Consider the following 23,822-nt stretch of genomic DNA (forward strand, 5'->3'; position numbering starts at 1 on the left):
CGGGGGGGGGGGGGGGGGGCGGCGGGGGCGGGGGGGGGGGCCCCCCCCGCGGGGGGGGGGGGGGGGCCGGGGGGGGGCGCCCCCGGCCCCCGGGGGCCCCCCCGGGGGGGGGGGGGGGGGGGGGGGGGGCCCCCCCCCCCCGCCTCCTGGCGGTCGCCTTCCGGGTGCCCGGACGCGCGCGCGTCAGCGACGCAGGGTCGCCCGCGCCAGCCGGTTGCCGATGAACTGGCCGAGCTGCACGATGATGACGATCGCCGCCACCGACACGTACACGATCCACCAGTCGTACCGCTGCGACCCGTACGTGATCGCGTACTCGCCGAGCCCACCGCCACCGATCAACGCCCCCTGCGCCGTCATGTCGACGATGCCGATGTAGATGAACGTGTAGCCGAGGATGAGCGGTCCGAGGCCCTCGGGGATGAGGACCGTGAGCAGGATCGACAGCGGGTGCGCTCCCGATGCCCGAGCCGCCTCGACGACGCCGGGGTCCACCGACAGCAGGTTCTGCTCGACGATCCGGGACACCGCGAACGACGCCGCGAGCGAGATCGCGAAGGTCACCGCGGGGACGCCGATCGTGGTCTGCACGACCACGCGGGAGAGCGGGGCGATCGCCGCCAGGAAGATCACGAACGGGATCGGCCGGACGAGGTTCACGACCACGTTGATGATCGTGTACGCGGCCCGGTTCCCGAGCAGGTTGCCCGGGCGGGTGGCGTACAGCGCGAGGCCGAGCGCCAGGCCGATGATGCCGGCGATGACGAGCGACACCAGGGACATCACGATCGTGTCGCGGATGGACGCGACGAAGACGTCGAACGTGTCGATCACGCTCTGGAACGAGTTGTTCACGCTGCGCCCTCCTCGTCGGTGGTGATGCGCGCGGCACGGAGGGCCGCGACGGCAGCGTCGATCTCGGACGGACGGGCCGCGGTCAGCTCGTAGGTGAGCGACCCGATCCGGCGTTCCCGGATCTCGCCGACCCCGCCGTAGACGAGCTCGGCGGTCACCCCGGCGGAGCGGAAGACCTGGTCGATGCGGTTCTGCAGCCCGGCCTCGTCGGTGATCTGGACCGTGACGAGGCGACCGGGGTGCCGTTCGCGCAGCCGTGCGACGGTCTCCGCCGAGGGCCGGTCGTGCAGGGCGGTCCGGACGAAGCGCTGGGCCGCGCCGGTCTGCGGGTTCGCGAACACGTCGTAGACGTCCCCGACCTCGACGACGCGCCCCTGCTCCATGACGGCGACGCGGTCGGCGATCTGTCGGACGGCGTCCATCTCGTGCGTGATGACGATGATCGTGACGCCGAGCTCCTTGTTCACCCGGCGGAGGAGCCCGAGGACCTCGGACGTGGTCTCGGGGTCGAGCGCGCTGGTCGCCTCGTCGGCGAGGAGCAGGTCGGGCGACGCCGCGAGCGCCCGGGCGATCCCGACGCGCTGCTTCTGCCCACCGGAGAGCTGCTCGGGGTAGGCGTACGCGCGGTCGAGGAGCCCGACGAAGTCGAGCAGCTCGGCGACCCGGCGGTCCCGTTCCTCCTTCGGCACGCCCGCGACCTTGAGCGGGTACGCGACGTTGCCGGCGATGGTGCGGGACCGGAAGAGGTTGAACTGCTGGAAGATCATCCCGATGTTGCGCCGTGCCGTCCGGCGGTCCCGCTCGGGCAGCGCCGTGAGCTCGTTGCCGGCGACCGTCACCGACCCGGACGAGGGCAGTTCGAGCGCGTTGACGAGCCGGACGAGCGTGGACTTGCCGGCACCGGAGTACCCGATGACGCCGAGGACCTCTCCCTGGTGCACGTCCAGGGAGACGTCCTCGACGGCCACCACGGTCTCGCCGGTGTCGGCGCGGCGGTAGTGCTTCGAGACGCCGCGGAGTTCGACGAGGACCGGCACTACTGCTTGGCCGCCTTCGCGTCCTGCTCGACCTTCGCGAGCTCCTCTTGCAAGGTGGACGCGCTCTCGTCACGGCTGACCGCCTCGGGCAGGTCCTTCTTGAAGACCTTCTGCACGGACTCGTCCTGGAAGAGCTTCGCGAGGTCGAGGTAGGTCGTGTTGTCCTTGTCGGCGTTGCGCACGGCGAAGACGTTGACGTACGGTGCCGCGCTCGCGCTCGAGGGGTCGTCCTGGTAGATCGCGTCGGAGATCGGCAGGCCGGCGGCGGTGGCGTAGTTGTTGTTCACCACGGCGGCCGCGACCGAGCCCTGCTGCAGGGCGTTCGCCGTCTGCGAGGCGTTCAGCGGCTGGACGTCGACCTTCGACGACTCGATGTCGGTGGTCGTCGAGAAGGCCGACCCGCCGTCCTTGAGCGTGACGAGCTTCGCCGCCTGCAGGATGAGCAGCGCGCGGGCCTGGTTGATCGAGTCGTCCGGGATCGCGACCTTGGCGCCCTCGGGCAGGTCGGCGACGTCGTCGTACTTCGTCGCGTAGAGCGGCAGCGGGTAGACGGCCGTCGAGCCGATCGGCTGCAGGTCGTCGTTCGAGGTGACGTTGTAGTCGGCGAGGTACTGGATGTGCTGGAACTGGTTGAGGTCCAGCTGCTTGTCCTTGAGCGCCGGGTTCGGCAGCGAGTAGTCCGAGAAGTTCGTCAGCTTGACCGTCACGTTGAGCTTCGACTTCGCGAGCTTCGTGTAGGTGCTCCAGTAGGAGAGCGACTTGTCCGCGACGCCGATCGTGACGGTCTTCGGCGAACCACCGGCGGCAGCGCCGTCGTCGGACCCGCCGGAGCGGACGGCGCCGACGATGAGGGCGACGACGATCGCGACGACGACCACCGCGGCGGCGATGATCCAGCCGATCGGGCGCTTGCCCTTCGGCTTCTCGGGCAGAGCGGGTGCAGCGGACATGACGGAGCTCCTCGTGGGCAGTGCTGTGGGGGTCCGCGGTGGTCCGCGGCGTGCAGTCGAGTGTGACGGGCAGCCCGGCACGGTGCGAGTTCCGTTCCGCCGTGTTACATCCCTGTCACACGGTTCATTGGTTCACTCGGTACGTGCGCAGTCTCGAACTCGTCCTCGATCCGTCGTCGGACGCCGCCGTGCGCGCCGCGTGGGACGCGCTGGTCCGTGCGGACCTGCCGAGCCTCGGACGGTCGGACACCAACAGCCCCCACGTCACGCTGGCCGCGGGCGACGACCTCCGGATCCCGAGCGGGTTCGACGTGCCGGTGCCGTCGCGGCTCCGGCTCGGTGGCGTCCTGCTGTTCCCCGCGGGACCCGGGCGCTCGGTGCTCGCCCGCGCGGTGGTCGTCGACCCAGCGCTCGCCGCGTTCCACGAGGCGGTGCACCGGGCGTCCCCGGGGGGCGTCGAGACCACGTCGCCGGGCGCGTGGTCGCCGCACCTGACGTTCGCGCGACGGGTCCGGGACGAGGACCTCGGTGCGGCCGTCGCGGCGCTCCGCGGGACTCCGCTCCCCGATCTCGTGGTCGGTGGCGTGCGGTTCTGGGACGGAGAGTCCAGGACCGTCACGTCGATCGGGTGACGCGGGCACGGCTCACGTCCGCGTCGTGACTATGGCCCAGGAGGCGCGGCTCACGTCCCCAGGACCCGCTCGCCGAACGACGACGCGAACGTCCGCTCCGGGTCGGCCGCCGCGACCAGGTCGCGGAAGTCGGCCAGCCGCGGGTACAGCCCGGCGATGGCGGCCGCGTCGAGGGAGCTCATCTTGCCCCAGTGCGGTCGTCCGTCGAACGGTGCGAGGAGCGCCTCGAGGTCCGGGAGCAACGCGGCCACCTCGACCGGGTGCTTCTGCCACGTGAACGCGATGCAGAGCACGTCCTCGCCCTGCGTCGGGCTCAACCAGAACGGGTCCGCCGCCATCGTGCGGAGCTCGCAGACGTGCAGGTGCGGCTGGATGCGGGCGGCCATGGTCCGGACGGCGTCGAGCGCCGCACCCGCGTGCCGGAGCGGGACGAAGTGCTCGCTCTGCACCTCGGAGCCGTGGCTCGGCACGGAGTCGATCGGGAAGTGCGGCAGCCGGTCCCACCACGGCCCGACCGAGCCGTCCCGGGCGGTGTGGTGTCCGTCGCCGGGCGAGCCGGGCAGCCGGGGCGCGCCGAACAGCTCGTCCGGGACGGCCACGTCGTCGTCGCCGTCCGGCACGCGCGACTTCAGCAGGACCTCGCTCACCGTGTCGCCGAACACCGTGTACGAGCAGACGGACGTCGCAGCGGCGTGGACCTCGGCGACGTGGGCGGTGAAGGTGTCCCACGGGATCGGCCCGTAGGTGTCCTGGCGCATCCGGTAGCTCGGCTCGACGTCGAGCGTGACCCGGGTGAGGACGCCGAGCAGGCCGAGGTGGAGCACGGCGCCGTCGAACGCCGGGTCGTCGCGGTCGATCGTCCGTGCGGACCCGTCGGGCCCGAGCACCTCGAACGACCGGACCGCGGTGCTCAGCGACCCGAGTGCGGTGCCGGAACCGTGTGTACCGGTCGCGATGGCGCCGGCGATCGAGATGTGGGGGAGCGACCCCGTGTTGTGCAGCGCGAACCCGGCGCGGTCGATCTCGGGCGCGACGACGCCGTAGCGGGTACCGGCGCCCATCGTGACCGTCCGCCGCACGGCGTCGACTGCGAGGTCGGTCGGGATCCCGGTGAGGTCGAGCAGCACGCCGGGGGCGTCCGGCGCGTCGTTGAACGAGTGCCGGGTGCCGAGACCGTGCACCCGGGGGGACCGGGCGACGATCTCGGCGGCCTCGTCGATCGACGACGGGCGGAGGACCCGTTCGGCCGTGTATGTGACCGTGCCGGACCAGTTCAGCTCGCTCGTCGTCGACCGCATGACGCCCACGATGCCACGCGCGCCCCGGCGCGTGCGGTTCCGGTCAGTGCATCGACGGTGCGGGGGCACCGTCCGGGGTCGCCGGGCGACGCACGAGGGAGCACATCACGATCCCGAACAGCGAGATCACCGCGCCGACGAGGAACGCCGTCCGCACGCCGGAGGCCGTGGCCTCGGCGAGGCCCGCGGCGCCGCTGCCGGCCGCCGCACCCGAGGCACCGATGGTGAGGAGCGTGACGAACAGCGCCGTGCCGGCGGCTCCGGCCAGCTGCTGCGCCGTGCCGAGGACCGCGCTGCCGTGCGAGTAGAGCTTCGGGGGCAGCCCGCCGAGCGCCGCGGTGAACAGCGGCGTGAAGGTGAGGGCGAGCCCGATGCTCAGGACGACGTGGGCGCCGAGCACGAACCACACGCTGGTGTCGACGCCGACGGTCGAGAGCGCCCAGAGGACGGCGCTGACGATGATCGAGCCCGGGATGAGCAGCACCCGCGGACCACGGCGGTCGTAGACGCGACCGACGATCGGGGACAGCAGGCCCATGATGAGGCCGCCGGGCAGCAGGAGCAGGCCCACGTTCAGGACGTCGAGCCCGAGGACCCGCTCGAGGTAGATCGGCAGCAGGATCAGCGTGCCGAACATCGCCATGAAGCTCAGGCCCATCGCGACGATCGGGACGGTGAAGCCCTTCGTCTGGAAGGTGCGGAGGTCGAGCAGGGCGCGGTCCGCACGCTGCAGCCAGGTCTGCCGGAACACGAACAGGGCGAGGGCGAGGGCGCCGACGACGAGGGAGACGATCGGCACGAGCGGCCCGGTGGTGCCGGCCTCGCCGATGCTCGAGAGGCCGTAGACGATGCCGCCGAACGCGAAGGCGGACAGCACGACCGAGAGCACGTCGAGCGGGGCCTTGCGGGGCGTCGACACGTTGCGGACCTTGACCATGCCGAGGATCAGCGCGGCGATGGCGATGGGCAGCACGAAGCCGAAGAGCCAGCGCCACGAGAAGGCGTTGAGGATGAGGCCGGAGATGGTCGGACCGATCGCCGGGGCGACGGAGATGACGATCGAGATGTTGCCCATCACACGGCCTCGGTGCGCCGGTTCGATGAGCGTGAGGACCGTCGTCATGAGCAGCGGCATCATGATCGCCGTCCCGCTGGCCTGCACGATGCGCCCGAGCAGCAGCATCGAGAACCCGGGCGCGAGCAGCGCGATCAGGGTGCCGGCCGAGAACAGGCTCATCGCCCAGACGAACACCGGCCGGGTGTTGAAGCGCTGGAGCAGGAACCCGGTGATCGGGATGACGACCGCCATGGTGAGCAGGAAGCCCGTGGTGAGCCACTGCCCGGTCGCGGCGCTGATGTCGAGGTCGTCCATGAGCCGCGGGAGCGCGACACCCATGATCGTCTCGTTGAGGATCACGACGAACGCCGAGACGAGCAGCAGCCCGATCACGAGTCGGGTCTCGCCGGCGGAGGGCTGCGCGACGCTCCCGGTGCGGGGTGCGGAATCGACGGCCTGGGTCATGCGGGGCTCCTGGTGGATCACGACTGGTGGAACGAGGGGGCGCCATGGGCGCAGACAGGGCAACCGCCTGAGTGGATTCGATTATTCCGCTTCGGTCCGACATCCGTCGACGTCGGGCGGCGACCGGGTCAGTGCAGGATCGCGAAGCCGTCGACGTCGCCGTGCGGCACCACCGCGCGGCAGGTCACGTCCGTGACCTCGGCAGACGGCGGGCCGGTCCGGATGAACGTCATCAGGGCGTCGACCGCGGGGGCCGGACCCTCGGCCTCGACCTCCACCGTGCCGTCGAACAGGTTCCGGGCGTACCCGGCGAGCTCGAGCCCGTCGGCCTTCCGTGCGGTCCAGTACCGGAAACCGACCCCCTGGACCGTCCCCGACACGACGGCGTGCATCCTCGTCACCGTAGTCATGCGGCTCAATGTAGGCGCGCGGTCCGACCAGGAGTTTTCGACGCTGTTTCCGTCTCGTGAAACCCGGTGATAGTGTCATCCCAACCCGAACACTTCGAGTCATCATGACACTTACTCCCGAGCTCCCCATCCGCGTCGCGGTCTCCACCGTGATCGTGGCGCTGCGCCCGCACCCGGACACCGGGGCACCGGCGCTGTGGATGCCGCTCGTGCGTCGGGTTGCCGAACCGTACGAGGGGGCGTGGGCGCTCCCGGGCGGTTGGGTGCGGCCGGACGAGGGGCTCGAGGACTCCGCCGCGGCCCGCCTCCGCGAGACCACGAACGTGCAGCCGCGCTACCTCGAGCAGCTCTACGCCTTCGGCGACGTCGACCGCTCGCCGAGCCGCGTCGTGTCGATCGTGTACTGGGCACTCGTCCACCCGGACGAGGCGAGTTCGGTCCCCGACGACTGGAACGTGCGGTGGTTCCTCGCCGACGAACACCCGCCGCTCGCCTTCGACCACGACCGGATCGTCGCGTACGCGCTCTGGCGGCTCCGCAACAAGATGTCGTACTCCCGGATCGCCCAGGCGTTCCTGGGGGACCGGTTCACCCTCGCCGAACTCCGCGGGGTGTACGAGGCGGTGCTCGGGCGTGCGCTCGACCCCGCGAACTTCCGTCGCCAGGTCGAGAAGACCGACGCGATCCTGCCGACGGACGAGACCACGAGCGGGGACCGGCACCGGCCGGCCCGGCTGTACCGCTCGAACCCCGACCTGGCCTACGCGGACAACGGTCCGCTGCAGCAGGGCAAGAAGCCGTAGAACCGAAGGAACACCCGTGTCCATCGCCACCACCATCGAACTGATCTCCAACGGTCAGGCCGCCGGCAGCACCTGCACGCCCGACCTGGCGATGCCGACGTGGGACTTCGACTCCCGGCCCGGCTACGGCCCCGGCTCGTCGATGTCGGACGTCATCCCGACCTCGGCGCCCCGGCAGGGCGTCATCCCGGACGAGTACCGGAACGCCCCGGACGACGAGCTGCACGAACGCATCGAGCGGGCGAAGGCCACCCTCGGCGACCGCGTCGTGGTCCTCGGGCACTTCTACCAGCGCGACGAGGTCGTGCGGCACGCGGACTTCCTCGGCGACTCGTTCCAGCTCGCGAACGCCGCGCTGACGAAGCCCGACGCCGAGGCCATCGTGTTCTGCGGCGTGCACTTCATGGCCGAGACCGCGGACATCCTCGCCCGCGACGACCAGCGCGTGATCCTGCCGAACCTCGCCGCGGGCTGCTCGATGGCCGACATGGCCGACATCGACAGCGTCGAGGCGGCGTGGGCCGAGCTCGAGCAGGTCTACGGCACCGAGCCCGACGCCGACGGCCGCGTGCCGGTCATCCCCGTCACGTACATGAACTCCGCCGCCGACCTCAAGGCGTTCTGCGGGCGGCACGGCGGCATCGTGTGCACGTCGTCGAACGCCGCGACCGTCCTCGAGTGGGCGTTCGAGCGGGGGCAGCGCGTGCTCTTCTTCCCCGATCAGCACCTCGGCCGGAACACCGCCAAGGCGATGGGCATCAGCACCGACCTCATGCCGATGTGGAACCCGCGGAAGCCCCTCGGCGGCAACGACGAGCAGACCCTGCAGGACGCCAGGGTCGTCCTCTGGCACGGCTTCTGCTCGGTGCACCGCCGCTTCACCGTCGACCAGATCGACCAGGCCCGTCGCGAGCACCCCGGCGTGCAGGTCATCGTGCACCCCGAGTGCCCGATGGCCGTCGTCGACGCCGCCGACCACGCCGGCAGCACCGACCTCATCCGGAAGACCGTCGCGGCCGCCACCGAACCGACCACGTTCGCGATCGGCACCGAGATCAACATGGTGAACCGGCTCGCCGCCGAGTACCCGCAGCACACGATCTTCTGCCTCGACCCCGTGGTGTGCCCCTGCTCGACGATGTACCGGATCCACCCCGGCTACCTCGCCTGGGTCCTCGAGGCGCTCGTGCGCGGCGAGGTCCTCAACGAGATCGTCGTGCCGGCCGACGTCCAGGCCGACGCCAAGGTCGCCCTTGAACGCATGCTCGCCGCCCGACCCACGGTCTGACCGTGCACGTCGTCATCGTCGGCTCCGGCATCGCCGGACTCACCGCAGCGATCCGCGCGAGTGCCCGTCACGACGTCACCCTGGTGACGAAGGGCGCGCTCGCCGACGGCGCGACGGCGTACGCGCAGGGAGGCGTCGCCGTCGCGCTCGGCGCCGACGACTCCGCCTCGCTCCACCAGGCGGACACCCACGTGGCGGCAGCGGGCAGCGCCGACGCCCGCGCCGTCGAGGTGCTCTGCACCGACGGCCCCGCGCGGGTGCGGGACCTGCTGTCGCTCGGCGTCCCCTTCGACCGCACCACCGACCCGACGAGCCTAGACCGGTACGGCGACGACCTGGCCCGCGGGCGCGAGGCAGCGCACGGCCGGTGGCGCGTCGTGCACGCCGACGGCGACGCGACCGGGGCCGCCATCGAGCGCACCCTCATCGCCGCCCTGCACCGCCGGCACGTCACCATCCTCGAACGGACCTGCCTCGTCGACCTCGTGGTCCGGGACGGCTCGGTCGTCGGGGTCGACGTCCTCGACCTCCTCGGCGAACCCCGGCGGATCGACGCGGACGCCGTCGTGCTCGCGTCCGGTGGCGCCGGACACCTGTTCCGCGAGACCACCAACCCGCTCGTCGCGACGGGCGACGGGCAGGCAGCCGCCTGGCGTGCCGGTGCCGTGCTGGCCGACCTCGAGTTCGTGCAGTTCCACCCGACCCGCCTCGCGGTCCCCGGCGGCGGGCTCGTCTCCGAGGCGGTCCGCGGCGAGGGAGCGGTGCTCCGTGACGCACGAGGGCACCGCTTCATGGTGGACGTCCACCCCGACGCCGAGCTCGCCCCCCGCGACGTCGTCGCCCGGGGCATCGCGGCCGCCGTCCGGGAGCAGGACGGAGGGCCCGTGCTCCTCGACGCGACCGGCCTCGACCCCGCCTTCCTCGTCCGGCGCTTCCCCGGGCTCACCCGCGCCACCCGGTCCGCCGGCTTCGACTGGACCCGCGAGGGCGTCCCCGTCTCCCCGGCCGCGCACTACTCGATGGGCGGGGTCGCCACCGACGCCGAGGGACGGACGAGCCTGCCCGGCCTCCTCGCGATCGGCGAGGTCGCCTGCACGGGCGTCCACGGCGCCAACCGGCTCGCGTCGAACTCGCTGCTCGAAGGACTCGTCTTCGCGGTCCGCGCAGCGGACGCGCTCGACGTGCCGCGACCCGGCAGACTCCGCCTGCGCGGCGACGCGGGTCTCCCCGTCACCAGCGTGCCGAGTGCGACCGACGTGATCCGCGCCTCCCGTCCCCTGCTGCCAGGAGGCGCGGCTCGACCCACCGACGCCGCCGACGTCCGCCAGGCGGTCCAGTCCGTCATGACGGACCGGGTCGGGCTCCTCCGCGACGCGAGTGGTCTCGCGAGCGCACGACGTGACCTGGCCGCCCTCGTCGCGCCCGAGCCGACCGGCGTCCGCGACCTCGAGGACCGGGCACTGCTCGACCTCGCCCGGGTCACGGTGCTCGCCGCCGAGGCCCGGACCGAGTCCCGTGGGGCCCACGCCCGCACCGACCACCCCGACACCGATCCAGCAGCCCCCGCGTCGACCGCGTGGGTCGCCCAGCACGCCACCGTCCCGCAGGAGGTACCCGCATGACCGTCGACCCCGGAACGATCCCCCCGCACGCCCTCCGACGCGTCATCGACACCGCGCTCGAGGAGGACGCCCCCTGGGGCGACGTCACGAGCGAGACGCTCATCCCCGCAGACGCCACGGCGACCGCGACCCTGGCGGCGCGCGAGCCCGGCGTCCTCAGCGGGGGCGACGTGTTCGTCGCCGTGATGCACGCGGTCGACCCGACGATCGACGCGGTCCTGCACGTGCCGGACGGCAGCCGGTTCACCGCGGGCGACGTCCTCGCGACCGTGAGCGGTCCCGCCCGGTCGGTCCTCCGTGCCGAGCGGGTCGCACTGAACCTCGCCCAGCGGATGTCCGGCATCGCCACGGCGACCGCGACCTACGTGGCGGCCGTCGCCGGCACCCGTGCCCGGATCGTCGACACCCGCAAGACCACGCCCGGTCTGCGGGCACTGGAGCGGTACGCCGTGCGGTGCGGCGGCGGGCACAACCACCGGACCTCGCTGTCCGACGCCGTGCTCGCGAAGGACAACCACCTCGCCGTGCTCCTCGCCGGCGGTATCGGCATCGGGGACGCGATCGCCGCGGCCCGCGAGCGGCTCGGGCACACCGTCCACCTCGAGGTCGAGGTGGACCGCATCGACCAGATCGAGCCCGTCGTGGCGGCCGGCGTCGACACGATCATGCTCGACAACTTCACCACCGACCAGCTCGAGGCCGGCATCCAGGTCGTCGCCGGGCGAGCCCTCGTCGAGGCCTCCGGCGGGGTGTCCCTCGACACCGTCGCCGCGATCGCCGCCACCGGTGTCGACGTGATCTCCGTCGGGGCGCTCACCCACTCGGCGCGGGCGCTCGACCTCGGGCTCGACGTCGACGTGGCCGTCGGCGTCTGACGTGTTCTACCTGGACCGCGCGGCCACGACGCCCGTGCGCCGCGAGGTGCTCGAGGCGATGTGGCCGTACCTCACCGGGACCTTCGGCAACCCGTCCTCCACGCACGGGGTCGGCGACGCCGCAGCCCGGGGCCTCGCCGACGCCCGCGCCACCGTCGCCGCGGTGCTCGGGTGCCGCCCGGCCGAGGTCGTGTTCACCACCGGCGGGACCGAGGGTGCGAACACCGCCGTGAAGGGCATCGCCCTGGCGTCCCCGCGCGGTCGCCACGTCGTCACCAGCGCGATCGAACACGAGGCGGTGCTCGAGAGCTGCCGGTACCTCGAACGGTTCCACGGGTTCGACGTCACGGTCCTGCCGGTCGACCGCGACGGTGTCGTCGCCCCGGACGTCCTCGCGGCAGCAGTCCGACCCGACACCACCCTCGTCTCGATCGCGCACGCCGACAACGAGATCGGGACGGTGCAGGACGTGCCGGCGCTCGCCGCGGTCGCCCACGCCGTCGGGGCCCGGTTCCACACCGACGCCGTCCAGTCGGCGCCGTGGCTCCCGGTCGGGCTCGACGTGCTCGGCGTCGACGCGGTGTCGGTGTCCGGGCACAAGCTCGGCGCACCGAAGGGCACCGGCGTGCTCGCCGTCCGGTCCGGCGTGGCGCTCGAACCGCTGCTGCACGGTGGGGGACAGGAGCGGGGGAGACGCTCCGGCACCGAGGACGTCGCGGGTGCCGTCGGCGTCGCCACGGCCTTCGCGCTCGTCGCCGCGGGCCGGGACGACGCGGCCCGGACCGCGACCGCCACCCGGGACGCCGTGCTCGACGGGGTGCTCCGGTCGGTGCCCGGGGCGTTCGTCACCGGGTCGCGGACGTCGCGGCTGCCCGGCCACGCGTCGTTCTGCTTCCCCGGGGTGAACGGCGAGACGGTCCTGCTCGAGCTCGAGGAGCGCGACGTCGTGTCGTCGTCCGGGAGCGCCTGCGCTGCCGGCAGCACCGAGGCCTCGCACGTGCTCACGGCGCTCGGCCTGTCCGACGAGGTCGCCCGGACGGCGCTGCGCCTGACGTTCGACGCCGGCCTGACCGCGGCGGACGTCCCGGTGGTCGTCGATGCCGTCGCCGCAGCCGTCGCGACCGTCCGCGCCCTCGCCTGACGTCTGACAAGGGTGTACTAGACGTTCTACTCCATGAGTGGGGTCGTGTCCCCCCTTTTGCGGACCGGCGAAGTGCGCCAGAGTGTTCACATGGCAAACGCGATGACGACTCGGGTCCGGCAGGAGGACCACTTCCGGGCGGTCCAGCTCCTCCCTGCACCCGCGACCGTCCTCGCGCTCGTCCTGGCCGCGCAGCACGACCTCGGCACCGCCCCGCTCGGGCTCATCGCCGTCGTCGGAGCACTGGCGACCATCGGGAGTGCCCTGCTCCCCATGGTCCGACCCGCCGCGGCCCGACGGTCGATGCCCGCACCGACCGAGACGGACCGGTACCGAGAGGACACCGAACACCCTTGAGGACCAGCACCGTCGAGTCCGACCCCTGCGGACTCGCCGGTGCGACGAGCCGGACCAGGTTCCCTGACCTGCGTCCGGCGCGGGGCACGACACCCCCTGATTCGTCGTGCTCCGCAGCACCTGTGACCCGTCGTGGGCGCGGGCGTCGCTTCCCCTGTGCGATGCCCGAACCCCCTGTGCCCACGGCGGGTCCCGGTGCGCTGCTCCGCGCCCACGAGCCCGGGCCCTCGCACTAGCGTGGGACCGTGCCCTCCTACCGTGTGACCCTCGCCGTCGGAGCGCTCGCAACCGGCACCGCCCCGGACGCCGTGCTCCCCGAGGCCGCCCGGCTCGTCGCCGAGCTCGTGGTGGTCGAGGCGCGGGACGTCCGGCTGCTGCGCGGGGTCCCGTGCGCAGTGGTCCGGTTCGAGTCGCCGTCGGACGACGTGGCCGATGCCGTCGCCGAGCACGCGGCCACCGGGCTGCGAGCGACGGCCGAGGTGCTGTCCGTCGTCGTCACCCGCCGTGACGGCGGTCGCTGGACCCCGATCGCCTGAGGCGACGAGGAGGACGCGTCGTCAGCGCGGCACCGGCGCGACGGTCCCCGGCCAGACGTAGTCGAGGTCGTCCGGCACGTCGGGGAACAGCGGCCGGTAGTGCTCCGGCGCCTTCTGCACGAGCTTCGACCGGTGCGAGCGGTGCACGGCGGGGTCCGCGTTCCACGACGGCACCGGGTAGTCGGCCCGCTCGTACGCGTCGAGGTCCTCGGGGACGAGCGCGAGGTCGGCGAGGGTCTTCTCCAGACAGGTGTCGGCGTACCCGCGGTCGGTCCACGCGCGGCACGTGGCCTGCTGGTACGCCATCAGCGCCGGTCGGTACCCACGCCACATCGCCACGACGGGGTGGTGCTGCCAGCCGTAGTCCGGCAGCGTCAGTGCCCGCATCACCTGCAGCGTCTCGACCCGTTGCTTGCCGAGCCGCCGGTCGTCGAGCACCTCGGCCGAGGCGCGGAAGTCCGGGTAGGGCAAGAACGTCTGCATGGCGCGGACGGTACGCGGCGGCGCTGGAACCCGACACATGCCGTCACACGCCGACCGACGGGAGTCCCGGCGTGTGAGCATCGAGCACATGAGCGGAGAACTCGTCGTCGGCGTCAGTGGCAGCCCCTCGGACCCCTCGCGGACGTCTACCCTGGTGGCTGCGACGGTGGCGCGCCTCGGGCAGGAGATCGACGACGCCCGCACCGAGACCGTCGAGATCGGGCCGCTGCTCGCCGACCTCGGCGCGGCACCGTCCCGCGAGGCGATGTCGGACCGCACGCGACGCGCACTCGAGACGGTCGAGGCGGCGGACGTCCTCGTCGTCGGCAGCCCGGCGTTCCGCGCCGCGTACTCCGGTGCGTTCAAGCTCTTCTTCGACTGGATCGGGCAGTACGACCTCGTCGACACCCCGGTGCTGCTCACCGCGACCGGCGGGAGCGATCGGCACGCCCTGCTCGTCGAGCACCAGATGCGGCCGCTGTTCGGCTTCTTCCAGTCGACGACGCTGCCGATCGGCGTCTTCGGCAACGAGCGGGACTTCGCCAAGCGCGAGGGCGGCTACGACATCGCGAACGTCGACCTCGAGCTCCGCATCGACCAGGCCGTGCAGCGGGCGCTCCCGATCATCCGCGGGGGCTTCGCCACCGCTGCCACCACCGAGGTCCGGCGCCCCGCCGACTTCTGATCCGGAGCCCGCCGTGCGGCGGCGCAGCGCACGCGTCAGGGCGCGGGGACCGCGATCGTCTCGCCCGATGCCGCCGAGCGACGCGCTGCGTCGAGGACGTCCACCACGTGCACGGCGTCATCCGCGGGCACCGGCACCGGCCCGAGTCCCCGGACCGCACGCGCGAACCGCTCGTAGTAGTCCGTGTACGAGCTCTGCGACGACGGGACCTCGACCGACCCCGCCGCCGTCGTGAGCGTCCCGCCGGCCGGCTCGACGCCCCACCCGGGACGGTCGTCGGCCGGTGCGTGCCCCGCGACCGCGGCCTGCGCCTGCACGTCGGTGCTCGAGGCCTCGTACGTCCCGTCGACCCCGTCCACGCGCAGGCGACGAGCGCCCAGCCAGCCCGCCTTGTTCGACGTCAGGACGGACTCCACGCCGGAGCCGTGCGTCGCCGTCAGGGTGAACCCGGCATCGATGTCGCCGTCCTGGTCGCGTCCGAGCGCGCGGGCGTCCCGGACGTCGAGCGTGCACGACACCAGCACGATCGATCCGAACAGCGACACCGCCTGGTCGACCAGGTGCGACCCGATGTCCGAGAGCACGCCGCCCCCGACGTCGGTCGCGATGCCCTCGCGTTCGACCAGGTCGAACCGCGACCAGAACCGCAGCGGCGTGCCGACCCGTCCGTCCTCGAGGACCCCGCGCAGCGTCACGAGGTCGGTGTCCCACCGGCGGTTGTGGAAGGGCGCGATGACGACCCCGGCCTGCGCGGCGGCGTCGCGGAGCTCGCGTGCGGTCGACGGATCGGGTGCGAACGGCTTGTCCGCGACCACGGCGACGCCGGCCGCGACCGCTTCGAGCACGAGGCCGCGCCGGGTCGACGGGGGAGTGGTGATCACGACGGCGTCGACCCCGGCCGCCAGCAGGTCGCCGAGCGAGTCGTGCACGGGGACGCCGGGCAGGTCGGACGCGAGCTGTTCCCGCTTGTCGGACGAGCGGGCCACGACGCCCACCAGGTCGGTCCCCTCGGCGTCCGTCAGGAACGGCCGGTGGAAGGCCCGCCCGCCGATGCCGTAGCCGACGAGCCCGATGCGCACTTTGTCCATACATAAGAACATAGCGCGCGATGCCCACGGACGGAACGTTCCAGCGCTCGGACAGGAGGCGCGGTGCAGGCCCGACCCGCGCCTCCTGGACCCGACTCAGCCGAGCAGGGACGCGACGTGCGCGACCGCCAGGCGGTAGCCGTCCGCACCGGCGCCGGCGATGACGGCCGTCGCGGCCGTCGCGACGTGGTCGACGTGCCGGAACGGCTCCCGCTTCCACGTGTTCGAGAGGTGCACCTCGACGACCGGCACCGACAGCGCCTCGACCGCGTCGTGCAGCGCGACCGAGGTGTGGGCGTACGCGGCGGGGTTGATCACCACGCCCACGAAGTCGTCGAGTGCCTCGTGCAGCCACTCGACGAGCTCGCCCTCGCGGTTCGTCTGCCGGAAGTCCGCCTCGAGCTCGTGCACCGCGGCCTCGGTGTGCACGATCGCCTCGATCTCGGCGAGCGTCACCGTGCCGTACTGGTCCGGGTCGCGCCGTCCGAGGATGTCGAGGTTCGGGCCGTTGAGGACGAGGATGCGCGGCTGCTCGGTCATGGCAGGAGCCTACCGAGCGCCCGCAGTCGCATTGCGGGTGCGATGCATACCTCGGCTATGTGAACGGTCACAAATCGGTGTAACGTTCCCGTCCGGGTCGGCGGAGTTGTCGATCGCAACACACTGACGTGGAGTTTGAATGGTTCTCGCTGCAGCGAACAACGGGATCCGGCTCGATCTGGGCTGGGTCGACTACCTGATGATCATCGTGTACTTCGCGGTCGTCATCGGGATCGGTTTCACCGCCCGGAAGCAGGTCCGGACGAGCATGGACTTCTTCCTGTCGGGCCGCTCGATGCCCGCGTGGATCACGGGCCTCGCGTTCGTGTCCGCGAACCTCGGTGCGACCGAGATCCTCGGCATGGCCGCCAACGGTGCCCAGATCGGCATGGCGACCCTGCACTACTACCTGGTCGGTGCCGTACCGGCCATGGTGTTCCTCGGGCTCGTGATGATGCCCTTCTACTACGGGTCCAAGGTCCGCAGCGTGCCGGAGTTCATGCTCCGCCGCTTCGGCAAGGCCCCGCACCTGGTGAACTCGATCGCGTTCGCGGTGTCGAACGTGCTCATCGCCGGCATCAACCTCTACGCCATGGCCATCGTCATCGAGGCGATGCTCGGCTGGCCGGAGTGGCTCGCGATCATCGTGTCCGCGGGCTTCGTGCTCGTCTACATCACCCTCGGCGGGCTCTCCAGCGCGATCTACAACGAGGTCATGCAGTTCTTCGTGATCATCGCCGGCCTCATCCCGCTGACGATCGTCGGTCTGCACCGCGTCGGGGGCTGGAGCGGCCTCTCGAAGGCAATCACCGAGACCCAGGGCGTGCAGCACCTGCAGGCGTGGGCCGGCACCGGCTTCGGCGACGTCACGAACCCGATCGGTGCGAACTGGCTCGCGATCGTGCTCGGCCTCGGGTTCGTCCTCGGCTTCGGCTACTGGACGACGAACTTCACCGAGGTGCAGCGCGCGTTCTCGGCGAAGAACATGTCCGCCGCCCGCCGCACCCCGCTCATCGCCGCGATCCCGAAGCTCTTCATCCCCGCGATCGTCGTCATCCCCGGCCTCATCGCCGCCGCCGTCGTGGGCAACCAGTTCGCCTCGGGTGCCCTCGACTACAACGACGCGATCCCGAAGCTCATCCAGATGTACCTGCCGACCGGTGTGCTCGGCGTCGCGGTCACGGGCCTGCTCGCCTCGTTCATGGCGGGTATGGCGGCGAACGTGTCGTCGTTCAACACCGTCTTCACGTACGACATCTGGCAGCGCTACATCAAGCCGAACATGCCCGACGTGCACTACCTGAAGACCGGGCGCTGGGTCACCGTCGTCGGCGTGCTCGTCGGCATCGCGACCGCGTTCATCGCCGCGCAGGCGTCGAACATCATGACGTACATGCAGACGCTGTTCTCGTTCTTCAACGCGCCGCTGTTCGCCGTGTTCATCCTCGGGCTGCTCTGGAAGCGGATGACCACCGCCGGTGCGCTGTGGGGCTACATCCTCGGCATCGTGACGCCGACGATCACGTGGATCGCGTACCTCGTCAACCCGGACCTGTTCGCCACCGCGACCGCCGAGACGCTCTACGGCGCGATCATCTCGTTCGTCACCGTGCTCGTCGTCGGGTTCGTCGTGTCGATGGTCACGAAGCCGAAGGACGAGAAGGAGCTCGGCGGGCTGGTGTACGGCGTCGGCAAGATCGACCTGCACAGCGACTCCGTCGCGACCGACACCGCCTGGTACCGCTCCCCGGCGCTGCTCGGCACCGTCGCACTGATCCTGTGCGTCGTCCTGTACCTCCCGTTCCTCTAGGCCCGCGAAGACCCGCGAAGGAGATCTCCCATGAGCGACACCAACACCGCCATGACCGAGGAGCAGAAGGCCGCCCTCGTCCGCTCCACCCGCCGACTCGACCTGCGTCGCATCCTCGGTGGCCTGTTCGTCCTGTACGGCGTCATCGTGACCATCGTCGGCATCGTGCACTGGAACACCGACCCCGAGAAGACCGGTGGCATCCACATCAACCTGTGGGTCGGGCTGTCGATGCTCGTCGGCGGGCTGCTCTTCTTCCTCTGGGACCGGCTGAACCCCGTCCCGGCGGAGGACATCATCGGCCAGGCCGAGGCCGAGGAGCACCAGAAGGCGGCCGGCGAGGGCCGCGAGCTCGCGTGACCAGCTGAACTGACCGACGGACGGGAGGCGCGGTGCCGGCTGGCACCGCGCCTCCCGTCCGTCTCGGTGCCGGTTGACGGCAGTTCGGCGGTGGTCCTAGTATTGATATGTCGACCGCGTGCTGCTCGGTCGGAAGTGAGCCCCGGAGCATCCTGCAGCCAGCGCGGGACCGGGGTTTTGCGCTGTCCGGCTCGGGTCACGGCACGCGGACGACCGATCCGTCGAACTCGTGGTCGAGCGCGGCGACGTGTGCGCCGCACGCCAGGTCGGCCAGCGCGACCAGCGGCTCGTCGTCCGGGCGCACGTGCTCGTGGCGGACCGAGCGCCCGACCCCTCGACGTCGGAGCGCATCGAACATCGATCGGTCGGCGTCGTCGTGGGCCCGTCCGCGGGACTCGATGACGATCTCCCCGACCCCGCGTTGTTCGAGTTCCCACACCAGTCGTTCGAGACAGTGGCGCCGTCGGCGTTCGACGCGCGCGGCCGCCCCGTCGTAGCGGACGACGACGACCGCGACCGCGCGACGCAGGAGTTCGAGCCACGAGATCCGCTGCGCGTGCAGCGCTTCGTACCAGTGCAGCTTGCGCATCCGACGGGGCGTCGCGGCTCGGATCCCGGCGCGGACGTCGTCGCGCTCCCGGTCGTGCACGACCACCGCGGCCATCACGTACGCGGTGTGGTCGAGTCCGCCGCCGGGCTCGGACTCGTCGACGTACGCGCGGTGCATCGAGCCAGTATATTGCGTACCGGTTGCTTCGCCGATGAAACGGTTGCGCTCCGACCCCGGGCGCGCCAGGTTGAGCACGACGAAAGGATCCTCCCCATGGACACGATGGTCTTCATCAACCTGCCCGTCGCCGACCTCGAGCGCTCGAAGGCGTTCTACGAGGCCCTCGGCTACTCGATCAACCCGGCGTTCAGTGACGACACCGCGGCGTGCGTCGTGGTGAGCGACACGATCTACGTCATGGTGCTCACCCACGCCAAGTTCGCGGAGTTCACCACGAAGACCATCGCCGACGCCGACACGATCGAGGTCATCAACTCGCTCAGCGCCGACTCCAAGGACGAGGTTCACCGGATCGTCGACGCAGCGGTCGCCGCCGGTGGCTCCGAGGACCGCCCCGAGATGGACCTCGGGTTCATGTACCAGCGGAGCTTCGTCGACCCCGACGGGCACCGCTGGGAGTACGTGTGGATGGACCCGCAGGCAGCGCAGGACGGTCCGCCCGCCGAGTGATCGACGACGGGTGTCGGCGGCGGGTGTCGGCGGCGACGGCCAGGATGGTGCCATGAGCTCCGAGCCCGTCGCCGCTGTCCCGTCCGACCTCGTCGTGGGAGACGACGGCCTCGCCCGGCCCGTGTGGGCGTCGAGTGACGAGCTGTTGCGGAACTACTACGACACCGAGTGGGGCATGCCGGTGCGCGACGAGCGCGGGGTGTTCGAACGCCTGTCGCTCGAGGCGTTCCAGTCCGGGCTGTCGTGGCGGACGATCCTCGCGAAGCGTCCGGCGTTCCGGGCAGCGTTCGCGGACTTCGACGCCGACACGGTCCAGGCGTTCGGCGAGGACGACGTCGCGCGGCTCATGGCCGACGCCGGCATCGTGCGGAACCGCGCGAAGATCCTCGCGACGATCACCAACGCGAGCGCCACGATCGCCCTGCGCGGGGACGGCGGCCTGTCCGACTTCGTGTGGTCGTTCCGGCCGGCGACGACGCCCGAGCCGCTCACGTACGCCGACGTCCCGACGAAGTCGGACGAGTCCGTCGCACTGTCGAAGGCGCTCCGGAAGCGGGGTTTCGCCTTCGTCGGGCCCACCACGATGTACGCGCTGATGGAGGCGCTCGGCATCGTCGACACGCACCTCGTCGGCAGCCACCGCCGGGGGACCTCCGGCGTCTGGAGCTGACCCCGACGGTGCCGACGGTGCAGGGCTAGGGTCGCGGCATGAGCTCCGAGAACCCGCGCGTCCGCCCCGTCCACCCGGTCGAGGCCGAGGTGGTGGAGGTGCCCCTCGACGCCGAGGTGCCGACGCCCGAGCCGTCCGACGACCCCGGTGCCGGCACCCCCGAGCACGACCCGGCCGAGATCCGGATCGCGTTCCTGTTGTTCCCCGGCCTGACGCAGCTCGACCTGACCGGGCCGGCGCAGGTGTTGTGCCGCGTCCCGGGAGCCCGCGTCGAGTACGTCGCGGCGACGCTCGACCCGGTACCGAGCGACTGCCTGCTGTCCCTCGTGCCGACCACGACCATCGCTGATGCCAGCCCGGCCGACGTGCTCGTCGTCCCCGGCGGCGACGGCGCCTTCGACGCGATGCTCGACCCCGCGGTGGTCGCGTTCGTCCGGCGCGAGGCCGAGCGCGCCACCTGGGTGACCTCGGTGTGCACCGGCGCGTTCGTCATCGGCGCGGCGGGGTTGCTCGCCGGCAAGCGCGCGACGACGCACTGGGCATCGAAGCCGATGCTCGCGGCGTTCGGCGCGCAGCCGGTCGACGACCGTGTCGTGGACGACGGGGCAGTCGTCACCGCGGCCGGGGTGAGCGCCGGCATCGACATGGCGCTCTGGCTCGCGGCCGAACTGGCCGGGCAGCCTGCAGCCGAGGCCATCCAGCTCCAGATCGAGTACGACCCGCAGCCCCCGTTCGACGCGGGTTCGGCCGTCCGGGCGGACACCCGGATCGTGACCGAGGCGCGTGCCGCAGCGGAAGCGGCACGTGGTGACCGGGTGGCGCGGGCGGCTGCGGCCGTGATGCGCTGAGTCAGTCGAGCGGGAGCTGCATCTGCGTCGCGGTGACGCCGTAGCCGAGTCGCTCGTAGAGGTCCTGCGCGCCCGTGTTGTACCCGAACACGTTCAGGCCGATGGTCCGGGCACCGTTCGCGCGGGCGACCTCGTGCGCCTGCTCGAGTGCTCGGCGGGCGTGCCCCCTGCGTCGGTTCGGCTCGTCGATCTCGACGTCGAACACCCACCAGTCGGTGCTGCCCGGTGCGAACGGGCCGATCCAGAGGTACCCGACCACGGCGTCGGCGTCGTCGAGGACGTCCCAGACGAAGTGCTCGGGCAGCGGCGTTCCGTCGGGGAACCACTTGTCGAGGGACTGCTGCTTGTTCGCCTCGGCGCGCTCCCGCGTCTCGCCCGCCCGGATGCGTGACTCGACGTACTCCGCCATCGTGCGGTCGAGCCACCCGGGCAGTCGCTCGGCCGGCATCGCGACGAGGTGCGTGTCCGTCACCGGTTGCCCTTCGACCCGCGCTTCGGCTTGCCCTTCATGCCGCGCTGCACACGCCCGCGACCGGTCGAGTTCTTCCCGCCGCCGCTCTTGCCACCGGTGCCCTTGGTGGCGCCGCGCTTGGCGACCGTCTTCGCGTTCGACGGTGCGGCCTTGCCGCCGCCCTTCGCCGGACGCGACCCGTCCTTCGGGTCGGGAGCCGCGCCTCCTGGCTGGTCCTGGTCACCCCGCGAACTGTTCGCGGTGCGCCCGCGGACCACGCCGATGAACTCCTCTGTGGTCTCGGTGGCGTCCTCGGAACGCCAGACGAGCACGATCCGGGTGCCGGGCGAGCCCGCGAGCGTGCGGCTGACGAGCTCCTTGCGGCTCGCGGCACGGAAGAGGGACTGGGGGAGGACGGCCACGCCGACGTTCGCCTCGACCAGGTCGAGCGTGGCGTCGACGTCCTCCGGGACCGGGCCGGGGTCGACGACGTGCACGTCGGTCGCGGCGAGGTCGACCTCGGCGAGGTCCGCGAGCGGGGAGTCCTTCGGCATCGCGACGACGGCGGTCTCGGTCCAGAGCGGGATGGCGTTGTGCGCGTCGGAGACGGGGACCCGGGCGAACACCATGTCGGCCTCGCCGGCGAGTGCGTCGTCGACCTCGTCCGCTCCGATCGGGCGGAGTCGGAGCTCGGTCGTGGGGAAGCGCTCGCGCCAGACGCGGGCCCACTTCGCGGGGGACACCCCCGGCACGAAGGCGATGGTGAGTGCCGCGGTCATGCAACCGAGCATAGGGGCCGTACCCTTGTGTCCATGGCGCAGGAACAGACCATGAAGCCCGAGACGGCCGCGAAGAAGCTCGGCATCCTGCTGGCGGCCGCCCCGGAGACCTTCCGGGACGCGCCGATCAGCCGGACCGCGTTCGACGAACTCCGTACGGAACCCCCGACCTGGCTCGAGGACCTCCGTCGCGACGGACCGCACCCGCGACCCGTCGTGGCGCAGAAGCTCGGCGTGTCGATCTCGGGGCTGACCCGTGCGGGCATCGACGAACCGCTCACGACGGCGGAGATCAAGACGCTGCTCGAGCAGAAGCCCGAGTGGCTCGTCCGCGAGCGCGCGACCCAGGCCGCGGTGCACGCCGAGAACGCCCGCGTGAAGCAGGAGCGTGCCGCGAAGGCCGCTGGCCGCACCGAGGACTGACCCCGACCCGCACCACCCCGCCGCCCGAGGACACCCCGTGCACGAGACCGTCGCCGACGCCATGCTCGTCGTGCCGCAGTTCGCGTCGGTGTGCTGCATCGTGGGGGACCGGTACCGGCCCCGCCCGGGCGTGATCGTCCCCGCGGCGGTGATGCTCGTCGCGATGCTCATGCCCGTCGTGCACGCCGGAGCGGTGTGGACGCTCCTCGCCGCCACCGTGCTCCTCCTCCTCGCACCGCTGCCCGTCATGCGGCGGCGCCGCGCCGACGGTCGCCGCGCTGAGCCGATGGACGTCCACCGGGCGCTGTCCGCGGTCGTGATGTCCGGGATGCTCCTGATGGGGCACGCCACGGGCATCGCCGACGGACACGCGGGCCACGGCATCGCCCTGACCGCGGTGCTCGGCGCCGGAGTGATCGGCTACGCCGCGTTCAGCGGGTGGCTGCTCCGCCACGAGTGGGCACGAGAGGACCGGCGTGCCGTCCGGAGCGGCGAGGTCTTCGCGATGACGGTCGCCGTCGTCGGCATGACGCTCGCGATGTAGTCAGCGGTTCGCCACGCGCTCCTGCACCTCGTGGATCGTGTCGGACGGCACCGGCGGCACACCCCGACGGATGCCGGCGATGCCGACGACCGCGAGGACCGCGGTGACGACGCCGAACACGACAAGCGTGATGCCGGTCGCGGCCCAGAGCGGGAGCACGAGCGCGAGCAGCACCACCACGAACCCGGCGAGCAGGACGAGGGTCGTCAGCGCGAACGCCACCGCGACACCGGTGAGCACGAGGCCCGTCTTCGCGCCGCTGACGCGGTCGCCGATCTCGCGTCGTGCGGAGGCGACCTCGTCGCGGACGGCGCGGAGCACCGGCTCGAGCGCCTTCTGCACGAGCCCGGCGGTGACGGTGTCACGGAAGGACAGCTTGCCGGTCGTGGTGTCGTCGTGGTCGGTGCTCATGGTGTCTCCTGTTCCTCGGGCGCGGTCGTCCGCACCCACCAGGGTGACGCGTCGGGGACAGGAGTCGTCACGCCTGCGACGCGCATGCTCGGCGGGTTCCCAGGACCGCCGGCGACGAGCAGGTTCCATCCGGCGCGTGACCGTTCTGGTTCGCGGAAGCCGGG

The 23,822-nt window shown here is 71.8% G+C and carries 29 protein-coding genes; 16 read left to right on the forward strand and 13 right to left on the reverse strand.

Features of this window, described 5'->3' with window-relative positions; genetic code table 11:
- Positions 1-183: 183 nt before the first annotated feature.
- The 3 genes from ACIPEP_RS04055 to ACIPEP_RS04065 are packed head-to-tail and all read right to left on the reverse strand — an operon-like array spanning position 184 to position 2,842.
- On the reverse strand, positions 184-855 hold the full coding sequence (locus ACIPEP_RS04055) for a methionine ABC transporter permease (protein WP_217642545.1): 672 nt from the start codon (positions 853-855) through the stop codon (positions 184-186).
- The gene (locus tag ACIPEP_RS04060; RefSeq protein WP_071294557.1) at positions 852-1,892 is read right to left on the reverse strand and encodes a methionine ABC transporter ATP-binding protein; all 1,041 of its coding nucleotides are present in this window, start codon (positions 1,890-1,892) and stop codon (positions 852-854) included. The genes ACIPEP_RS04055 and ACIPEP_RS04060 overlap by 4 nt, the downstream gene beginning before the upstream one ends.
- A complete protein-coding gene (locus ACIPEP_RS04065) occupies positions 1,892-2,842 on the reverse strand; it encodes a MetQ/NlpA family ABC transporter substrate-binding protein (protein ID WP_402716572.1) in 951 nt (316 codons plus the stop codon). The genes ACIPEP_RS04060 and ACIPEP_RS04065 overlap by 1 nt, the downstream gene beginning before the upstream one ends.
- A 143-nt stretch (positions 2,843-2,985) precedes the next feature.
- On the opposite strand from ACIPEP_RS04065, the gene ACIPEP_RS04070 reads away from it, so the two are divergent.
- Positions 2,986-3,474 carry a 2'-5' RNA ligase family protein gene (locus ACIPEP_RS04070; RefSeq protein ID WP_402716573.1) on the forward strand — a complete coding sequence of 163 codons (489 nt, stop codon included), beginning with the start codon at positions 2,986-2,988 and terminating at the stop codon, positions 3,472-3,474.
- 50 nt (positions 3,475-3,524) lie between these two features.
- On the opposite strand, the gene ACIPEP_RS04075 is transcribed toward ACIPEP_RS04070, so the two are convergent.
- The 3 genes from ACIPEP_RS04075 to ACIPEP_RS04085 form a co-directional block, all read right to left on the reverse strand.
- Positions 3,525-4,772, reverse strand: a complete 1,248-nt coding sequence (locus ACIPEP_RS04075) for a D-arabinono-1,4-lactone oxidase (protein WP_402716574.1) — start codon at positions 4,770-4,772, stop codon at positions 3,525-3,527.
- A gap of 43 nt (positions 4,773-4,815) precedes the next feature.
- A complete protein-coding gene (locus tag ACIPEP_RS04080; protein ID WP_402716575.1) occupies positions 4,816-6,294 on the reverse strand; it encodes an MDR family MFS transporter in 1,479 nt (492 codons plus the stop codon).
- 128 nt (positions 6,295-6,422) lie between these two features.
- Positions 6,423-6,686, reverse strand: a complete 264-nt coding sequence (locus ACIPEP_RS04085; RefSeq protein ID WP_083403155.1) for an acylphosphatase — start codon at positions 6,684-6,686, stop codon at positions 6,423-6,425.
- A gap of 122 nt (positions 6,687-6,808) precedes the next feature.
- Between ACIPEP_RS04085 and ACIPEP_RS04090 the strand changes: the two genes are divergently transcribed.
- From ACIPEP_RS04090 to ACIPEP_RS04120, 7 genes are all read left to right on the forward strand, one after another.
- Complete coding sequence (locus ACIPEP_RS04090; protein ID WP_070418308.1) at positions 6,809-7,507, forward strand: NrtR DNA-binding winged helix domain-containing protein; 699 nt, start codon at positions 6,809-6,811, stop codon at positions 7,505-7,507.
- Positions 7,508-7,523: 16 nt separating this feature from the next.
- The gene (gene nadA / locus ACIPEP_RS04095) at positions 7,524-8,795 is read left to right on the forward strand and encodes a quinolinate synthase NadA (protein ID WP_071294552.1); all 1,272 of its coding nucleotides are present in this window, start codon (positions 7,524-7,526) and stop codon (positions 8,793-8,795) included.
- Positions 8,796-8,797: 2 nt separating this feature from the next.
- Positions 8,798-10,417: an L-aspartate oxidase gene (nadB, locus tag ACIPEP_RS04100; RefSeq protein ID WP_402716576.1), complete on the forward strand. Its 1,620-nt coding sequence runs from the start codon at positions 8,798-8,800 to the stop codon at positions 10,415-10,417.
- Positions 10,414-11,292: a carboxylating nicotinate-nucleotide diphosphorylase gene (gene nadC / locus ACIPEP_RS04105; protein WP_092386263.1), complete on the forward strand. Its 879-nt coding sequence runs from the start codon at positions 10,414-10,416 to the stop codon at positions 11,290-11,292. The genes nadB and nadC overlap by 4 nt, the downstream gene beginning before the upstream one ends.
- A 1-nt stretch (position 11,293) precedes the next feature.
- Entirely contained in the window at positions 11,294-12,433 is a 1,140-nt protein-coding gene (locus ACIPEP_RS04110) for a cysteine desulfurase family protein (protein WP_402716577.1), read from the forward strand.
- A gap of 90 nt (positions 12,434-12,523) precedes the next feature.
- Positions 12,524-12,790, forward strand: coding sequence for a hypothetical protein (locus ACIPEP_RS04115; protein ID WP_070418313.1), 267 nt, complete (start codon positions 12,524-12,526; stop codon positions 12,788-12,790).
- Positions 12,791-13,035: 245 nt separating this feature from the next.
- Positions 13,036-13,326 (forward strand): hypothetical protein, encoded by a 291-nt coding sequence (locus ACIPEP_RS04120; RefSeq protein WP_402716578.1) that lies wholly within the window; start codon positions 13,036-13,038, stop codon positions 13,324-13,326.
- 21 nt (positions 13,327-13,347) lie between these two features.
- Here ACIPEP_RS04120 and ACIPEP_RS04125 read toward each other — a convergent pair whose 3' ends face one another.
- Positions 13,348-13,809, reverse strand: a complete 462-nt coding sequence (locus ACIPEP_RS04125) for an MSMEG_6728 family protein (protein ID WP_071294546.1) — start codon at positions 13,807-13,809, stop codon at positions 13,348-13,350.
- An 88-nt stretch (positions 13,810-13,897) separates the two neighbouring features.
- Between ACIPEP_RS04125 and ACIPEP_RS04130 the strand changes: the two genes are divergently transcribed.
- Entirely contained in the window at positions 13,898-14,494 is a 597-nt protein-coding gene (locus ACIPEP_RS04130; protein ID WP_309886340.1) for an NAD(P)H-dependent oxidoreductase, read from the forward strand.
- 35 nt (positions 14,495-14,529) lie between these two features.
- Here ACIPEP_RS04130 and ACIPEP_RS04135 read toward each other — a convergent pair whose 3' ends face one another.
- Both ACIPEP_RS04135 and aroQ read right to left on the reverse strand, forming a co-directional pair.
- Positions 14,530-15,582 (reverse strand): Gfo/Idh/MocA family oxidoreductase, encoded by a 1,053-nt coding sequence (locus ACIPEP_RS04135; protein ID WP_402716579.1) that lies wholly within the window; start codon positions 15,580-15,582, stop codon positions 14,530-14,532.
- Positions 15,583-15,678: 96 nt separating this feature from the next.
- Positions 15,679-16,122, reverse strand: a complete 444-nt coding sequence (aroQ, locus tag ACIPEP_RS04140; protein WP_070418316.1) for a type II 3-dehydroquinate dehydratase — start codon at positions 16,120-16,122, stop codon at positions 15,679-15,681.
- Positions 16,123-16,261: 139 nt separating this feature from the next.
- On the opposite strand from aroQ, the gene ACIPEP_RS04145 reads away from it, so the two are divergent.
- Together ACIPEP_RS04145 and ACIPEP_RS04150 are read left to right on the forward strand one after the other, a co-directional pair.
- A complete protein-coding gene (locus ACIPEP_RS04145; protein WP_071294544.1) occupies positions 16,262-17,932 on the forward strand; it encodes a sodium:solute symporter family protein in 1,671 nt (556 codons plus the stop codon).
- A gap of 30 nt (positions 17,933-17,962) precedes the next feature.
- Positions 17,963-18,292 (forward strand): hypothetical protein, encoded by a 330-nt coding sequence (locus ACIPEP_RS04150; RefSeq protein ID WP_071294543.1) that lies wholly within the window; start codon positions 17,963-17,965, stop codon positions 18,290-18,292.
- 196 nt (positions 18,293-18,488) lie between these two features.
- Here ACIPEP_RS04150 and ACIPEP_RS04155 read toward each other — a convergent pair whose 3' ends face one another.
- Positions 18,489-19,019 (reverse strand): DUF3800 domain-containing protein, encoded by a 531-nt coding sequence (locus ACIPEP_RS04155; RefSeq protein WP_402716580.1) that lies wholly within the window; start codon positions 19,017-19,019, stop codon positions 18,489-18,491.
- A 96-nt stretch (positions 19,020-19,115) separates the two neighbouring features.
- Between ACIPEP_RS04155 and ACIPEP_RS04160 the strand changes: the two genes are divergently transcribed.
- Genes ACIPEP_RS04160 through ACIPEP_RS04170 form a run of 3 tightly spaced genes read left to right on the forward strand, consistent with a single transcriptional unit; the run spans position 19,116 to position 21,050 of the window.
- The gene (locus tag ACIPEP_RS04160) at positions 19,116-19,532 is read left to right on the forward strand and encodes a VOC family protein (RefSeq protein WP_071296396.1); all 417 of its coding nucleotides are present in this window, start codon (positions 19,116-19,118) and stop codon (positions 19,530-19,532) included.
- Between the two features lie 52 nt (positions 19,533-19,584).
- Positions 19,585-20,202, forward strand: coding sequence for a DNA-3-methyladenine glycosylase I (locus ACIPEP_RS04165; protein ID WP_402716581.1), 618 nt, complete (start codon positions 19,585-19,587; stop codon positions 20,200-20,202).
- A gap of 38 nt (positions 20,203-20,240) precedes the next feature.
- Positions 20,241-21,050 carry a DJ-1/PfpI family protein gene (locus ACIPEP_RS04170; RefSeq protein WP_402716582.1) on the forward strand — a complete coding sequence of 270 codons (810 nt, stop codon included), beginning with the start codon at positions 20,241-20,243 and terminating at the stop codon, positions 21,048-21,050.
- Between the two features lies 1 nt (position 21,051).
- Here ACIPEP_RS04170 and ACIPEP_RS04175 read toward each other — a convergent pair whose 3' ends face one another.
- Positions 21,052-21,522 (reverse strand): GNAT family N-acetyltransferase, encoded by a 471-nt coding sequence (locus ACIPEP_RS04175; protein ID WP_229086311.1) that lies wholly within the window; start codon positions 21,520-21,522, stop codon positions 21,052-21,054.
- Positions 21,519-22,280: a LysR family transcriptional regulator substrate-binding protein gene (locus ACIPEP_RS04180; protein WP_181015095.1), complete on the reverse strand. Its 762-nt coding sequence runs from the start codon at positions 22,278-22,280 to the stop codon at positions 21,519-21,521. Before ACIPEP_RS04180 ends, ACIPEP_RS04175 begins: the two co-directional genes overlap by 4 nt.
- A gap of 33 nt (positions 22,281-22,313) precedes the next feature.
- On the opposite strand from ACIPEP_RS04180, the gene ACIPEP_RS04185 reads away from it, so the two are divergent.
- Positions 22,314-22,703, forward strand: coding sequence for a DUF5997 family protein (locus ACIPEP_RS04185; RefSeq protein WP_070418322.1), 390 nt, complete (start codon positions 22,314-22,316; stop codon positions 22,701-22,703).
- Between the two features lie 37 nt (positions 22,704-22,740).
- Positions 22,741-23,247 (forward strand): hypothetical protein, encoded by a 507-nt coding sequence (locus ACIPEP_RS04190; protein WP_071296394.1) that lies wholly within the window; start codon positions 22,741-22,743, stop codon positions 23,245-23,247.
- On the opposite strand, the gene ACIPEP_RS04195 is transcribed toward ACIPEP_RS04190, so the two are convergent.
- Positions 23,248-23,658, reverse strand: a complete 411-nt coding sequence (locus ACIPEP_RS04195; protein ID WP_402716583.1) for a phage holin family protein — start codon at positions 23,656-23,658, stop codon at positions 23,248-23,250.
- Between the last annotated feature and the right edge of the window lie 164 nt (positions 23,659-23,822).

The sequence above is a fragment of the Curtobacterium sp. NPDC087082 genome (assembly GCF_044745045.1).
Taxonomy (GTDB): Bacteria; Actinomycetota; Actinomycetes; order Actinomycetales; family Microbacteriaceae; genus Curtobacterium.